The 13,611-nt window shown below is 47.8% G+C and carries 17 protein-coding genes; 16 read left to right on the top strand and 1 reads right to left on the bottom strand.

The window, feature by feature from the left end; all coding sequences use genetic code 11:
- Positions 1 to 87 precede the first annotated feature (87 nt).
- The 10 genes from ACQSGY_RS11400 to ACQSGY_RS11355 all read left to right on the top strand — a co-directional run bounded on the left by ACQSGY_RS11400 (position 88) and on the right by ACQSGY_RS11355 (position 8,927).
- On the top strand, positions 88 to 363 hold the full coding sequence (locus tag ACQSGY_RS11400) for a stage VI sporulation protein F (protein ID WP_090917250.1): 276 nt from the start codon (positions 88 to 90) through the stop codon (positions 361 to 363).
- 174 nt (positions 364 to 537) lie between these two features.
- Positions 538 to 717 carry a DUF2768 family protein gene (locus ACQSGY_RS11395; protein ID WP_184187216.1) on the top strand — a complete coding sequence of 60 codons (180 nt, stop codon included), beginning with the start codon at positions 538 to 540 and terminating at the stop codon, positions 715 to 717.
- A gap of 85 nt (positions 718 to 802) precedes the next feature.
- A complete protein-coding gene (locus ACQSGY_RS11390) occupies positions 803 to 1,438 on the top strand; it encodes a hypothetical protein (protein ID WP_427051968.1) in 636 nt (211 codons plus the stop codon).
- Positions 1,438 to 1,797 (top strand): 2Fe-2S iron-sulfur cluster-binding protein, encoded by a 360-nt coding sequence (locus ACQSGY_RS11385; RefSeq protein WP_427051967.1) that lies wholly within the window; start codon positions 1,438 to 1,440, stop codon positions 1,795 to 1,797. Before ACQSGY_RS11390 ends, ACQSGY_RS11385 begins: the two co-directional genes overlap by 1 nt.
- Before the next feature lie 57 nt (positions 1,798 to 1,854).
- Complete coding sequence (locus tag ACQSGY_RS11380) at positions 1,855 to 2,637, top strand: hypothetical protein (protein ID WP_427051966.1); 783 nt, start codon at positions 1,855 to 1,857, stop codon at positions 2,635 to 2,637.
- Between the two features lie 430 nt (positions 2,638 to 3,067).
- Positions 3,068 to 4,546: a stage IV sporulation protein A gene (spoIVA, locus tag ACQSGY_RS11375; protein ID WP_342551712.1), complete on the top strand. Its 1,479-nt coding sequence runs from the start codon at positions 3,068 to 3,070 to the stop codon at positions 4,544 to 4,546.
- A 218-nt stretch (positions 4,547 to 4,764) separates the two neighbouring features.
- A complete protein-coding gene (locus ACQSGY_RS11370) occupies positions 4,765 to 5,862 on the top strand; it encodes a sugar ABC transporter substrate-binding protein (RefSeq protein WP_427051965.1) in 1,098 nt (365 codons plus the stop codon).
- Positions 5,863 to 5,934: 72 nt separating this feature from the next.
- Positions 5,935 to 7,455, top strand: a complete 1,521-nt coding sequence (locus ACQSGY_RS11365) for a sugar ABC transporter ATP-binding protein (protein WP_427051964.1) — start codon at positions 5,935 to 5,937, stop codon at positions 7,453 to 7,455.
- A complete protein-coding gene (locus ACQSGY_RS11360) occupies positions 7,452 to 8,438 on the top strand; it encodes an ABC transporter permease (RefSeq protein ID WP_184187236.1) in 987 nt (328 codons plus the stop codon). Before ACQSGY_RS11365 ends, ACQSGY_RS11360 begins: the two co-directional genes overlap by 4 nt.
- 216 nt (positions 8,439 to 8,654) lie before the next feature.
- Complete coding sequence (locus ACQSGY_RS11355; RefSeq protein ID WP_090917341.1) at positions 8,655 to 8,927, top strand: HU family DNA-binding protein; 273 nt, start codon at positions 8,655 to 8,657, stop codon at positions 8,925 to 8,927.
- A 79-nt stretch (positions 8,928 to 9,006) separates the two neighbouring features.
- Here the strand turns inward: ACQSGY_RS11355 and ACQSGY_RS11350 are convergent, their stop codons facing one another.
- Positions 9,007 to 9,186, bottom strand: coding sequence for a hypothetical protein (locus ACQSGY_RS11350; RefSeq protein ID WP_427051963.1), 180 nt, complete (start codon positions 9,184 to 9,186; stop codon positions 9,007 to 9,009).
- 148 nt (positions 9,187 to 9,334) lie between these two features.
- Here ACQSGY_RS11350 and mtrB point away from each other — a divergent pair, with 148 nt between their 5' ends.
- The 6 genes from mtrB to ACQSGY_RS11320 all read left to right on the top strand — a co-directional run bounded on the left by mtrB (position 9,335) and on the right by ACQSGY_RS11320 (position 13,416).
- Positions 9,335 to 9,556 (top strand): trp RNA-binding attenuation protein MtrB, encoded by a 222-nt coding sequence (gene mtrB, locus ACQSGY_RS11345; protein WP_111271418.1) that lies wholly within the window; start codon positions 9,335 to 9,337, stop codon positions 9,554 to 9,556.
- Between the two features lie 117 nt (positions 9,557 to 9,673).
- Positions 9,674 to 10,225, top strand: coding sequence for a hypothetical protein (locus ACQSGY_RS11340; RefSeq protein ID WP_427051962.1), 552 nt, complete (start codon positions 9,674 to 9,676; stop codon positions 10,223 to 10,225).
- A gap of 101 nt (positions 10,226 to 10,326) precedes the next feature.
- Positions 10,327 to 11,193, top strand: a complete 867-nt coding sequence (locus ACQSGY_RS11335) for a heptaprenyl diphosphate synthase component 1 (protein ID WP_426333020.1) — start codon at positions 10,327 to 10,329, stop codon at positions 11,191 to 11,193.
- A gap of 15 nt (positions 11,194 to 11,208) precedes the next feature.
- Positions 11,209 to 11,937: a demethylmenaquinone methyltransferase gene (locus tag ACQSGY_RS11330; RefSeq protein ID WP_216514787.1), complete on the top strand. Its 729-nt coding sequence runs from the start codon at positions 11,209 to 11,211 to the stop codon at positions 11,935 to 11,937.
- Positions 11,930 to 12,796, top strand: coding sequence for a UbiA-like polyprenyltransferase (locus ACQSGY_RS11325; protein WP_111271414.1), 867 nt, complete (start codon positions 11,930 to 11,932; stop codon positions 12,794 to 12,796). The genes ACQSGY_RS11330 and ACQSGY_RS11325 overlap by 8 nt, the downstream gene beginning before the upstream one ends.
- A 2-nt stretch (positions 12,797 to 12,798) precedes the next feature.
- On the top strand, positions 12,799 to 13,416 hold the full coding sequence (locus ACQSGY_RS11320; protein WP_427051961.1) for a UbiX family flavin prenyltransferase: 618 nt from the start codon (positions 12,799 to 12,801) through the stop codon (positions 13,414 to 13,416).
- The last annotated feature ends 195 nt before the right edge of the window (positions 13,417 to 13,611 follow it).

The raw sequence follows: 13,611 nt of genomic DNA, 5'->3' as shown, positions 1-13,611 counted from the left end.
GCCTAGTATGAAGTGATGAAGCTTATTCACCTTTTCCGCACCAGACTCATATGATACACATGAGTATTGCCGGAGGAGGGGAGACGAATGGGTAACAACATCTCGAAAGAAGCGCTGAAGGCCATTAACAAAAAAACAGGTAAAACCATCACGGAAGGTGCTGTCAAAAAGCTGGCGAGCACAGTGAAACCAACAACGATGCAGAACGAGGCTCAGCTGCGCCAATTGATCAAACAAGTATCCGCCATGGCGAAAATACCGGTATCTGAGGATACGGTTCAGGATATTGTGAGTGCAGTCAAGAAAAGCGGGCTGAATCCAAGCAATATGGAATCGTTGATGAAAATGATGATAAAAAAATAATAGATCATACCTGCTCCGAGTAGTGGGCAATGAGGTAACGAAAAGTGAGTCAGCGGCTGCTGACTTGCTTTTTGTCTTTTTATTGGAAAAAACCGCATGATTTCATGTTATAATAATTGCAATTGTCACATTGTCAGTGATGAATATCGGACTTGAAGGGGAGACTGTTGGTTTATGAGCGCTATGGACAAGATGTGGCTGTCATTGGTTGCCATCCTCATTATGGGGTTATCTGTATTTCTGATTACATTTGCTCGTGCCAAAACAAAAGGGCTCGTGCGAGGCATCCTTTCGATTATTGCATTTTTAATTATGCTCATCGGTTTTTTTGGTGGGATCGCTTCTCTGACTTGATTTCCCTTTCGGGAGAGAGAACATCCGCATAAGCGCATCTAATGAACGGACATAAGGATAAGACGGATGAGAGGAGTGTGTGCCTGTGGGGCAAAATGAGAAGCCGGGCTGGACGGAGCGTTACCCGGAATTACATTCGGCATTGCTGGAGATGGCCAAAGCCTGGCACGGTCAACCGCATACATGGCTGCTGGGAGGCAGCTGCAGCTTGCTTCTTCAAGGCGTGCAGCTGAGTCAAGCGCCAAGGGATATTGATGTATACGCAGATATTGCTGCGGCTAAAGCACTGCATCACCATGCTCCGGGGAGAAGACTGGACGAGCCTGTAGTGGACACAACAGGTCCGTATGCTTCATTGCTAAGTCACTATCAGGTGGGTGAATGCTCACTCGAACTGGTAGGCGGGTTTGAGATATGGGCCCGCCAAAGCTGGTATCGCACGCAAATCGAGCAGGTGCTTGCTCCTCATGCAGCTGAAGCTAAAGTTCATGATTACCGGCTGGGACTTATGCCGCTGGCACATGAACTGTTATTTAATCTGCTTCGTGGACGTGAAGATCGGTATGTACCGATCTCTTTAGTAATGCGTCGAGAGCCAGAGATTCATCAGCCTGTAATGATTGAACTAAGTCGTCATAACGTATGGACACCTCGCTTCAGATCGGAAGTGGAGGAACTGGTAGGCTTTGCTTGGTCGGAAGAAGCCGGGGAGGATCAATAATGCAAGAGGTTGTTACATTTTTACCCATGAACAAATCGATCAAGGTCCAGCCAGGAACGACCCTGTTGCATGCGGCACGACGCGCAGGTGTGCGGATTACGACCCGATGCGATGGTAAAGCAGCATGCTTGATGTGTAAGGTAGGGGTGGAGCAGGACGAGCTGAAGGCTTTACTGTCTCCCACGGACGCTGAGAAACGCAAGCTGGGACGGCTGCTTGAGTCTGGAACAAGACTTTCATGTCAGGCTAAAGTGCGTGGTTCGTTGTCTGTGCATGTTCCTGAAGACCCGCTCAAAGCCGCGATACGCAAGCAGCTTGAACGGCAGCAGCAAGAGCAGGATGACGACTGGTTTGTATGATGGCAGGGGGCAGAAATGGCTCATATTAATGTGTTATATGTTTTGAGGGGGATACAGATGATGACTAATGGAAGTAAGTCAGGCCGAATAACAAAAAGCAGAAGCCTGGTGCAGCGGTTGTTAGGTATGCTCCTGCTGATGCTGCTTGTCATGACAACGAGTGGCTGCTTGTATCAGGCTCAGCACAACACAGATCCCAAAACAGCGTATCGCGAAAGCGTGAACCGCATTCAGAGCGCAATAGATGCGTTTCAGAAGGATCAGAGCGTACTGCCCATTCTTAATGCAGATGCCGATACGCCGAAATATGAAAAGTTCAGAATCGATCTGCCCAAACTGAAACAGCTTGGCTATCTTGACGACATACCAGGGACTGCTTTTGAGAATGGCGGTAGCGCTTACTTTTTGGTGCAGAACGAAGAGGTTGAACCGACGGTAAAGGTGATGGATTTACAGACGGTACAGAAGGTAAATGATGTACAGCGCATGGTGAAGCAGTATCAATCCGTACATAATCAGAAGCTGCCTGCAGGTGAAGAGCTGTATCCTGGATTGGTTGCGGTGGATATGAAAATGGCCGCGCAGGCAGGGGCTCCAGCAGTTACATTGAATAGTGTGTATTCAGGTCAGGAGCTGCCTTTTATAATGGACGCCGAAGGTACGGTCTACGTAGATTATGCTTTTGATATTATGCAGGCCTTGGAAAAGGCAGACGGTGCATCCAAGGACAAGTTTGCTTCAGATTTACGTGAGCATCTCTTGGCCCATTCGTTTTTTGTGCCTGTCAAATCACTTCCTTATACGCTGCAGAACAATACCCCTGTCCCACAGGCAGATTAAAACCACGATAGAACGAACCGTAAAGAGGGGCATTCCGTAAACGACGGGATGTCTTTTTTTTTCGTTCCAAAACAGCGGCACTGGAGAGAGGTGTCATAAACGAAAGGCCTTTCTCATAAAGTAGATTGAAATAAAGACGCGCAGTCCGGGATCGGGGGATGTTCTGAATGTCATCATCATGAGATAAAAAAACAAAAAAACACGTCATATTGCCGCATACGGATACATAAGATGATACTAGTCCAATTGCATGTACGAGTTAACGCCGCTCTCGCCGGTTTCATCAGAATGCAACGTTCGGCGGCGGACGACTTCCGGGCACTCACAAAGGCGGCTCTACCGTTGCAGGGATTTCAGTCTTCTGATTGAAAAAACGAAGCGGATGCTCTTTAGCATTTTTCCTTCGGAGTAATTTAAGGAGGGGATTTCATTGGAGAAAGTGGACATTTTTAAGGACATAGCTGAGCGGACCGGAGGGGATATCTATCTCGGGGTTGTCGGCGCAGTCCGGACGGGGAAATCAACATTTATTAAACGATTCATGGAAACGATCGTACTGCCAAACATCACAAGCGAGGCTGATCGTGCCCGTGCAGTGGATGAACTTCCACAGAGTGCAGCAGGCAAAACGATTATGACCACCGAGCCGAAATTCGTGCCGAATAACGCAGTCCAGATCAAAGTGGCTGAAGGGCTCGATGTTAATGTACGTTTGGTGGATTGTGTAGGATACGCTGTGGAGGGTGCGAAGGGCTACGAGGATGAAAATGGTCCACGCATGATCTCTACGCCATGGTTCGAAGAGCCGATTCCGTTTCAGGAGGCGGCCGAGATTGGTACACGGAAAGTGATACAAGAGCACTCGACACTGGGGGTTGTGGTTACAACAGACGGCACAATTGCCGAAATTGCCCGCAGTTCCTATGTGGAGTCTGAAGAGCGAGTCATCGCCGAGCTGAAGGAAGTGGGCAAACCGTTTGTACTGGTAATCAACTCTACACGTCCTCGCAGTGAAGAAGCTTTGCAGCTCCGGAGCGAGCTGGCAGCGAAATATGACATTCCGGTAATGACGCTAAGCGCTGCCACCATGACAGAAGATGATGTTACAGGTGTGCTTCGTGAGGTGCTGTATGAGTTCCCTGTACATGAAGTGAATGTCAACCTGCCGAGCTGGGTCATGGTGCTGAATGATACACACTGGCTTCGCAGCAACTATGAAAATTCGGTACGGGATACGGTAAAAGATATTCGCAGACTGCGTGACGTAGATCGGGTCGTGTCACAGTTCATGGAATACGAGTTCATTGACCGTGCGGGTCTCAGCGGCATGAATATGGGGCAGGGTGTAGCAGAGATTGATCTCTATGCGCCGGATGAACTGTATGATCAGATTCTCGTAGAGGTCGTTGGGATCGAAATCCGGGGCAAAGACCATCTGCTGCAGCTGATGCAGGAATTCTCTCATGCGAAGAGAGAATATGACCGCTTTGCGGAGGCGCTTGAGATGGTCAAAACGACGGGTTATGGCATAGCAGCTCCATCCCTGGCCGAGATGGCACTGGATGAACCTGAACTGATCCGTCAGGGAACCAAATTTGGTGTTCGTCTGAAAGCAACGGCGCCATCCATTCATATGATTCGTGTGGATGTGGAGTCAGAATTTGCACCGATTATCGGAACAGAGAAGCAGAGCGAGGAACTGGTCAGATATCTCATGCAGGACTTCGAGAACGATCCGATCAAGGTATGGGATTCAGATATGTTTGGCCGTTCACTGCACTCCATTGTGCGTGAAGGCATTCAGGGCAAAATTGCCATGATGCCGGACAATGCCAGATATAAATTGCAGGAGACGCTGGGACGAATTATTAACGAAGGTTCAGGCGGTTTGATCGCCATCATCCTTTAATTTTCCAAAAGACCATGAGGCATAACCTCATGGTCTTTTTCTGTCTCTTTTTTCTTAATACTGGATGAAATGGGTAGAAAGAAGCATGTTTTTAAAAAAACTTAGCAAGTTTCAGCTTTAAATCATTAAAACATATTTACATACTGGGGATTAGTCGTTATATTAATATTCAACAATTGTGATTGAAGTCACAGAGAGCGAAACAGGGGGAAACCGACATGAGAAAAACAAGTTCAAAATGGTTATGGCTGAGCGTATTACTGGTATTTACATTGGCATTATCCGCATGCGGAATCAAAAAGGAACCCGCAACATCTTCGGCAACGGGCGATGCAGGGGAAACGCCTAAAACGGAAGCTGTAACAGGACCTTTAAGCGGTAAACGGGTGGCGCTGATTATGGAGTTCAATACAGGAACCTTTTCACAGCAGTACGTGCAAGGAGTGAAAGAGGAAATTGCCAAATTCGGTGGTGAACTTACCACTTTTGTCGCAGACAACGATAAAGCCAAAATGGTGTCTTTGCTTGACAGTGCCATTAACCAGAAATTCGATGTGATTTTGACGGATCACGGTGATTCGCTTCTGGAACCGGGTGTGCAAAAAGCGGTAGAGCAAAAGATCCCGGTTGTTGTATTCGATGCAGACATCAGTGTGCCGGGAGCTACAGTGTTGTCTCAGGACGACCAGAAAATGGCCGAGCTGACGCTGGAGCAGATGAAAAAAGATATTAACGGCAAAGGCAACATCGTTAAAGTGTGGGTAGCCGGTTTTGCGCCAATGGAACGTCGTCAGCTTGCTTACGGTGCTTTCCTGAAAGCCAATCCGGAAATTAAGGAAATTGCAGCATTTGGTTCTGCTCAGAACCCAGCTCTGGATACTCAAGCGAAAATGGAAGCGATTCTGAAGCAATATCCAAAGGGTGAAATTACAGCTGTATGGGCAGCATGGGATGAATTCGCCAAAGGTGCAGCACGCGCCATTCAACAAGCGGGCCGTGATGAAATCAAGGTATACGGTATTGATATGAGTGACGAGGATTTGCAAATGATTCAGGACCCGAAAAATCCTTGGGTTGCTTCCGCCGCTGTAGATCCGACTGATATTGGACGTGTTCAGGTACGGTATGCATACCAGAAGCTGAATGGAGACCAGACTGAAGATTCCGTAGTGCTTAACCCGGTGTATGTGCAGCGTGAGGCTTTGCCTGACAAACAAATCTCGACGTCAGAGCTGTCCGAATATGTCAAAGGCTGGGGCGGCAGTACACAGGGGATCAAGGACTGGATGAGCGAATACGGCATTACTGCGAAGTAAATTGCGTTATGGGCGCGCCGGAAGGTGCGCTTTTTCAATACACAGGCATTACAGCAGATGGGAGGCAACATCATGACAAAGGACCCGATATCGCTGGACATGGAGCATATTTCTAAACAGTTTTCAGGCGTACCTGCATTGAAGGACGTACATTTCTCTGTCAGGGGTGGAGAGATTCATGCGCTGTTAGGAGCTAACGGAGCTGGCAAAAGCACATTGATGAAAATATTGTCGGGAGCGTATCAACTGGATGAGGGGGCAATTCGTCTGAATGGCTATAAGCTCCAGCTTGGCTCACCGCGAGAGGCAAAGGCCAGCGGCATTCACTGCGTGTATCAGGAGGTGGATGCTGCGCTTGTGCCGCAACTGACTGCTGCCGAGAATATTATGCTGGATCAGCTCGCTTCCGCTGACGGTGGCTGGTGGAAGAGTCCGAGAGCGCTGCAGCAGCGTGCCAAGGAAGCATTACAGCAGCTGGGTGCTGACAGCATAAACATTCATCGCAAGGTCGCGGATCTTACGCTGGCCGAAAAGCAGATGATTCTGCTTGCCCGCATCCTGATTCAGGACGCCAAGGTCATTATTTTTGATGAGCCCACAGCACCCTTGAGTCAGGAAGAGACCGATGCTTTTTTTCGCATCGTACATCTTTTGACGGATCGAGGGGTAGCCTGTATTTTCATTACACATCGCCTTACGGAAGTGATGAGTCATTGTGACCGGGTTACAGTCATGAGGGATGGTAGTCATGTATTTACAGGAAAGACGAGCGAACTGACGATCAATGATCTGGTAACACAGATGCTGGGCAAGCCGTTTGAAGAGGAGTTTCCGAAGACGGAAGCTCCGGTGGGTGAATTACTGCTGGAAGCGCGCGGACTGCGCCGGGGTGTCAAGGTCAAGGGGGTTAATCTTCAGGTACATCGGGGTGAAGTGCTTGCGGTCGTAGGACTTGTAGGTGCGGGGAAGACGGAATGCTCCCGCCTGTTGATAGGGGCAGACCCGCTGGAAGCAGGAGAGATTCGGCTGAAGAACCGTTCTGTGCGCTTGTCCCAGCCTGCGGATGCTGCTGCTTTGGGCATCGTTTCTGTGCCGGAGGAACGCCGCAAGCAGGGCATATTGATTCACGAAAATGTAGAACGGAATTTGAGTTTGCCTTTGCTTTCCCGCCTCAGCACATTTGGATTCGTCAATCGCAAGCGTGAACGCCAGCATGCGGATTCACTCGTAAGTCAGCTGGGCATTAAAGCCTCTTCTGTGAAACAGGAAGTGAAGTACTTGAGCGGTGGCAATCAGCAGAAGGTTGCGATCGGCAAATGGCTGGAAACCGGAGCGGATGTTTTTATTTTCGACGAACCTACAAAAGGTGTAGATATCGGGGCGAAAAGCGACATTTTCCGCATTATCAATGAATTGGCTCTCGCAGGTAAGGCCGTCATCTATTTCACCTGTGAACTGGATGAAGGTTTGGGAATCGGGGACCGTATTGCGGTGATGTGTGAAGGCGTTGTTGTAAAGGAGTTCAAACGTGGCGAGACAAGCCAAGAACAGCTGCTATATTATGCAAGCGGTGGACATGAGGTGGAAGCATGAAGGATAAATCAATGGATTTTGCGTTTCGATATGGCGCGATTGTTGTCATTATAGGGGTTATCGCATTTTTTGGGATCAAGCTACCATATTTTTTTACCTACAGTAACCTGACAGACATTTTGGGTTCGATCTCGATCGTTACGTTCGTGGCGATTGGTGTGACGTTGTCTCTTATCGTGGATGGTTTCGATCTCTCCGTTGGAGCGACCGTGTCTCTGACAACGGTAGTTACAGCATCGCTAATGATCTGGTACCAGCAGCCGCTGGCTGTTGTAATTATTGTGCCATTGGTTATTGGGGCTGTTATTGGTCTGCTGAATGCGCTGCTTATTGTTAAACTGCGTATTCCCGACCTGCTGGCAACGCTGGCAACGATGTACATCATCGGGGGGATTCACAAAACCTATGCTCAAGGGTATACCATCTACAACCATATGCAGTTCCCGGATGGTAGCAAGGCTGCCGGCGAGATGGACCCGACGTTTCTGCTGATTGGACAAGGGAAATGGCTAGGTATGCCGATCTCGGTTATTTTGCTGCTGATTACGGTAGCGGCGGTTCATATCTTTTTGACGTATACCAAATATGGTCGGCAGATGTATATCACAGGCGGTAACGAGGAGGCGGCAAGACTCTCTGGAATCAAGGTGAAAAAGGTGCGTACCCTTGCCTATGTAGCAGCAGGTATCTTTGCGGCAATCGGGGGTATTATCTACGCGTCCAAGGTTGGATCTGGCCAAATTGATGCGGGTTCCCCGTTGTTAATGGAATCCGTGGCAGCCGTGTTTGTAGGCTTCTCCGTTTTTGGTGCAGGCAAACCCAATGTCATTGGTACGTTTATTGGTTCGGTTCTGATTGGCGTGCTGGTCAACGGTTTGACGATGATGAATGTGCAGTATTTTACACATGATATCGTCAAAGGCGGAGTGCTGGTACTGGCTCTGGCGGTTACATTTTATGTTTTAAACCGCAGTCGCACTTGAAATTGTGTGCTGTCTGTATTAGTATAAAATTTGTTCGACCCCAGAAACACCCGTTGTTTCTGGCGGTATTTGCCGGAAATGACTGTCTACCGCAGAAGGAGATTCATGTTCATCGCTCAGGATGTCCTTACGTTTTTTGCGTATGAACGTATATTTTCCTATAAAACGGAAACACAGTATAACATTCAGGACATTGATTCAGGAGGTGAAAAACAAATGAACAAATCAGACTTGATTACACACGTATCCGAAGCAACTGAATTGTCCAAAAAGGATGTAACGAAAGCGGTTGATGCCGTATTCGAAGCGATCTCTGAGGCACTTCAAAACGGAGACAAAGTACAATTGGTTGGTTTTGGGAACTTCGAAGTTCGCGAGCGCTCCGCACGTAAAGGACGCAACCCGCAAACAGGTGAAGAAATCGAAATTCCTGCGAGCAAAATTCCTGCGTTCAAACCAGGTAAAGCGCTCAAAGACGGAATTAAATAAGATTTCTACATATTCCATATGTCAACAAAAAGACCGTGACTTGTTCACGGCCTTTTCTTTTGTCTATAGAGTCATACAGCTATAAACGGGGGATGTTTTCATGCTTCTGCTCACCGTCTACGATTTCGTTCGAACGCTCCGGCTGACTACTGTAGGCGATTAATACCAGTTCCTTGCCGCTAACAATGGACAGATGCTGTTCCATCTCCTGAATCTGTTGTACGTGCTCGTCCGTAAGCAGAGCTGGGGTGTATTTCATGTTGATTCTCCTTTCCTGGCTGTTTTGTTTTAGTATGGCCGGGAAATGACCGTTTCTTGCGCTCCATTTCCTCTGGCGGGCTGGTTGACAAATGGAATGATCTTGATCATCATTAACGCTAAGGATACTAGAAAAGGAGACGTGCGCGATGGATCAATCTACGGGCAATGACTATATCGTAATCAAAGCTGAAGAAAATGGTGTTCAAGTGATTGGGCTAACTCGCGGACAGGATACACGTTTTCATCATACCGAGAAGCTGGACAAGGGCGAAGTGATGATTGCGCAGTTCACAACACACACCTCTGCTATTAAAATTCGTGGTAAAGCGACGTTAATTACAAAGCACGGGGAGATCGAATCGGAATAATAAAAAGATTATGGACCCCATAAAATTGCAGGCATAGCCTGCTTTTTTTCATTGTACAATGAGGTATGAGCCTTTATCGGACAGACTACACTAACAGATAAAGGCGAGGAGGCGCGTATGAAACCGGGAATGATTGTGACTGCATCGATGCTGACAACGATTGCGGCGGTCATTTTGCTCGTGGCCCTTCAGAGCTTGCATACACGTACATGGGGCGGGGAAAAGGCAGAGCCTGTTACAGCTACTCACCAGCCGGTCCAGCTGACCAATGACAATCTCGTGGATGTGCTTCGTTCTCTACATATGTCAACGCCGATTGCCAGAGTAGAGTGGAAACAGTCCATATTAACGATTGATCTCAAAGTAAAGGGCACGGATACAACGTATACCGAAATCTATGAAAGTATGGCTGCTGTAGTTGATCTGAGCTTCCGGGGTCTGGAAAACGTGGAACAGGTGCTGCTTCGTGTCATGGCCGAGGATGAATGGATGCATAAGCGCCATCTTCTGCTTGCTGCAGATATTCGGCGGGGGGAGTGGCCGATGTATGCTATCGACATGCTTCGCACCTGGAAAAGCGCAGTGTTCTCGGAGGAATTAAAAGACTGGTTTCATCTGATGCAGACCGAACTGTGGAGGAAACAGTTTGAAATGACAAGTCAGGGGTAATCAAATAGCATGTTTCAGTGCGTGTCCGAAAAACATATGCTATAATATATAAGATTGTAGTGCATAAATGGTTTGACAAAGCATAGCCTCGGAGGATGAAAATGAATTCATATCGCGTACCCCAACTAGCAAAGAAATATACGGATTACGACATGATTCGACAACATACGGAAATCCCGTCATTTCCGGATAGCCGGGCGCGTCTGTTACAGGTATTTGTGGGCCGTACAGACGAGAAGGTGCATCATGAGTTATATTCGCTTGCAACATCGCTCGTTCAGTTGGCTATGGATACGCATGATCGAATCGATACGATATCCGGCGATCGGAGAGAACAGGAGATGCGTTCACGTCAGTTGAATGTGCTCGCTGGAGATTATCTGAGCAGCCGTTTCTATCAATTGTTAGCTCATGCCGGCAAAATTGAGATGATCGGTAAGTTAAGCGGTGCTGTTGCTGAAGTGAACGCACGCAAGATGACGCTGTATGAACGGATGAAAAAACTGCTCGTTTCGGCTGATGAATATTTGCGTGAAACGGTACAGCTGAGAATGCAGCTGTTTCTTTCATTTTCAGACATGATCCGTGAAGAAGAAAAGTCTTTATGGAGCAGCCTGTTAACTGAATTTAGTATCTGTGAAACGATTGCGGATGAGTTGAACCGGATGCGTGATGAGCAGCAGCATACGGACAGTTATGCATTCTGGCATGTGTATGAGAACGGTAACGATTCAGAACGTGACGAGTTACGCCAGACACCAATTAACGCACGTGCATGGGATGTTATGGTGCTGAAATACAGTGTCAGTGAGGTATTGCTGGACAAGCTTCGCGAGTCTGTACAACGCATTCAGCTTTTGCTTCAGGATGAGCAGGGGTTGCGCCAAGGTTTACGTGAGTTCGATGCAATTCTTGATCCTTACCTGTCCTATGTAAAGACTTCACATGTGGCAGTTAGGGAAGATTGAGGGGGAGACAGACGAATGGGGAGCGGAGAGACGAAACCGAAAGAAGAATTTGTCCATTCGGTTTTTCAGAGTATCGCCGGCAAGTATGATGTTATGAATGATATCCTGAGTTTCCGCAGGCATAAAGCCTGGCGTAAATTCACGATGAAAAAGATGAATATGTCTAAAGGGGATACCGGGCTCGACTTGTGTTGCGGCACATGTGACTGGACCCTTGCGATGGCAGAAGCAAGTGAAACAGGGCACATGCACGGGCTGGATTTCAGCAGTAACATGCTCGAAGTAGGCCAGAAGAAAATTGATGCTGTCAAACGATCAAAGCAAATTACGCTGGTTCAGGGCAATGCAATGGCACTGCCGTTTGAAGATAATACGTTTGATTATGTAACGATTGGTTTCGGCTTGCGTAACGTGCCTGACCTAAGACAAGTTTTATCTGAAATGAAGCGTGTTGTAAAACCTGGCGGTATGGTCGTTTGTCTGGAGTTATCCAAACCGACCTGGCAGCCGTTCAAAGGCATTTATTATTTTTATTTCGAACATGTGCTGCCTAACATGGCCAAATTATTTGCCAAGCGTTATGAGCAGTATAAATGGCTGCCGGACTCTCTGGCACTTTTCCCGGGAAGAAAGGAACTGGCAGACATCTTTGTTGAAACCGGATTGCAGCAGGTGCAGGCCTATCCTCTGACCGGAGGCATCGCGGCACTGCATATTGGAACCAAGGAGAATCAGAATGTTTAGGAAAATTCGCATTTTTTTAGAAATGATCAAGATTGAACATACGCTTTTTGCTTTACCTTTTGCATTTATGGGCGCCATTCTGGGGTCGATGGTTGTAAACAATACGTTCCCGAGCTGGATGCAGATTATGTGGGTGCTGCTCGCCATGGTGGGTGCACGGAGTGCAGCATTCGGGTTAAACCGGATTATTGACCAGGCGATCGATGCCAAAAATCCGCGCACGGCAATGAGAGCTATTCCGGCAGGTTTGCTGAAGAACGGTGAAGTGATTGTTTTCATCATCATTTCGTTTATATTGCTGTTCTGGGCATCTTCCAATCTTAACGTATTATCTATGCAGCTGCTGCCCATCGCAGTATTTATGCTGGTGCTCTATTCATACACCAAACGTTTTACCTGGCTTTGTCATGTGGTGTTAGGCATGACGATAGGTCTGGCTCCACTTGGCGGCTGGGTTGCGGTTACCGGAACGATGGATTGGACAGCGATTGTGCTGTACGTTACGATTGTATTCTGGACCGCAGGATTTGATATCATCTATGCATGTCAGGATCTGGAGTTTGACCAAGGCGAAGGGCTGCATTCGATTCCGTCCCGCTTTGGACTGGTTCAATCGCTGCAGATTGCCAAGTTCTTTCATGTCATCACGGCCATCGGTTTCCTCGCGCTGCTGTTAATGACTGATCTGAGCTGGTGGTATGGCGCAGGTATGTTGATTACGTACGGAATATTGTTATATGAGCACTATATTGTATCTCCTAACGATATGAGCCGTGTACAAACGGCGTTCTTTACGATGAACAGTGTGCTTAGTCTGGTCGTATTTACATTTACACTCATCGATTTGGCGGTGAAGTAAAGATGCAGCAGCCGGAGAATAAACGACTTGTTGTCGGAATTACCGGGGCAAGCGGCAGTATATATGGTATTCGATTGATTGAAACGCTGCTTGATTTGGAGTATACCGTTCATTTGGTCATCTCGAATGCAGGCTGGCGTGTGTTAAAAGAAGAAATGGATTGGGACGTAACGAATCGGGAGAGTGTGCTACAGGAGCAATTCGGTCATCGTGCCGGAGCCCTTGTCTATCATCCCGTGAGTGACATCGGTGCTTCCATTGCAAGCGGCTCGTATCTGGCTGAAGGCATGATTATCATGCCTTGCTCCATGGGTACTCTTTCATCGATCGCGAACGGGACTTCGGATAATCTGATGTCGCGTGCTGCTGACGTTATGATGAAAGAGGGCAGAACGTTAATTCTTGTACCGCGTGAGACGCCTTTACATGCCATTCATCTGGAAAATATGCTGAAGCTCTCACGCCTTGGTGTTCGAATGATACCGGCTATGCCAGCGTTTTATTATAAACCTCAGACCATGGATGATCTGATCATGTTTCTGGTGGGGAAAGTGCTGGACAGCTTGTGTATTCCGCATCAATTGTTTGCAAGGTGGGGAGAACCGGACGAACGGGGATGATACGCGAAGCAGCAGGTCTGTTTAGCTTAGCAGATTTGTTTCTTGGCAGTAGAATCCCCCGTCTCCCGGGGTATTGGTGAGTGCTGATGACCGTATGTAGCAACCACAGCCTTGACCCATGCTCCGGCAACTTCTGTACTTACATGATTCAGAACTAGTCGTGGTGTTTAAGAAGACAAGCAGGAACGGCAAGCC

The organism is Paenibacillus sp. TC-CSREp1, assembly GCF_050171015.1.
GTDB classification, from domain to species: domain Bacteria; phylum Bacillota; class Bacilli; order Paenibacillales; family Paenibacillaceae; genus Paenibacillus; species Paenibacillus silvae.
Note: the sequence above shows the minus strand (reverse complement) of the source record. Positions and strands in the feature narration are given on the sequence as shown.

Coding starts and splice junctions, on each gene's coding strand:
- ACQSGY_RS11325 (WP_111271414.1), top strand. CDS start 11,930: ATGTTTAGGAAAATTCGCATTTTTTTAGAAATGATCAAGATTGAACAT.
- ACQSGY_RS11350 (WP_427051963.1), bottom strand. CDS start 9,186: ATGAAATACACCCCAGCTCTGCTTACGGACGAGCACGTACAACAGATT.
- ACQSGY_RS11365 (WP_427051964.1), top strand. CDS start 5,935: ATGACAAAGGACCCGATATCGCTGGACATGGAGCATATTTCTAAACAG.
- ACQSGY_RS11330 (WP_216514787.1), top strand. CDS start 11,209: ATGGGGAGCGGAGAGACGAAACCGAAAGAAGAATTTGTCCATTCGGTT.
- ACQSGY_RS11320 (WP_427051961.1), top strand. CDS start 12,799: ATGCAGCAGCCGGAGAATAAACGACTTGTTGTCGGAATTACCGGGGCA.
- ACQSGY_RS11400 (WP_090917250.1), top strand. CDS start 88: ATGGGTAACAACATCTCGAAAGAAGCGCTGAAGGCCATTAACAAAAAA.
- mtrB (WP_111271418.1), top strand. CDS start 9,335: ATGGATCAATCTACGGGCAATGACTATATCGTAATCAAAGCTGAAGAA.
- ACQSGY_RS11355 (WP_090917341.1), top strand. CDS start 8,655: ATGAACAAATCAGACTTGATTACACACGTATCCGAAGCAACTGAATTG.
- ACQSGY_RS11335 (WP_426333020.1), top strand. CDS start 10,327: ATGAATTCATATCGCGTACCCCAACTAGCAAAGAAATATACGGATTAC.
- ACQSGY_RS11340 (WP_427051962.1), top strand. CDS start 9,674: ATGAAACCGGGAATGATTGTGACTGCATCGATGCTGACAACGATTGCG.
- ACQSGY_RS11360 (WP_184187236.1), top strand. CDS start 7,452: ATGAAGGATAAATCAATGGATTTTGCGTTTCGATATGGCGCGATTGTT.
- ACQSGY_RS11380 (WP_427051966.1), top strand. CDS start 1,855: ATGATGACTAATGGAAGTAAGTCAGGCCGAATAACAAAAAGCAGAAGC.
- ACQSGY_RS11395 (WP_184187216.1), top strand. CDS start 538: ATGAGCGCTATGGACAAGATGTGGCTGTCATTGGTTGCCATCCTCATT.
- ACQSGY_RS11385 (WP_427051967.1), top strand. CDS start 1,438: ATGCAAGAGGTTGTTACATTTTTACCCATGAACAAATCGATCAAGGTC.
- ACQSGY_RS11370 (WP_427051965.1), top strand. CDS start 4,765: ATGAGAAAAACAAGTTCAAAATGGTTATGGCTGAGCGTATTACTGGTA.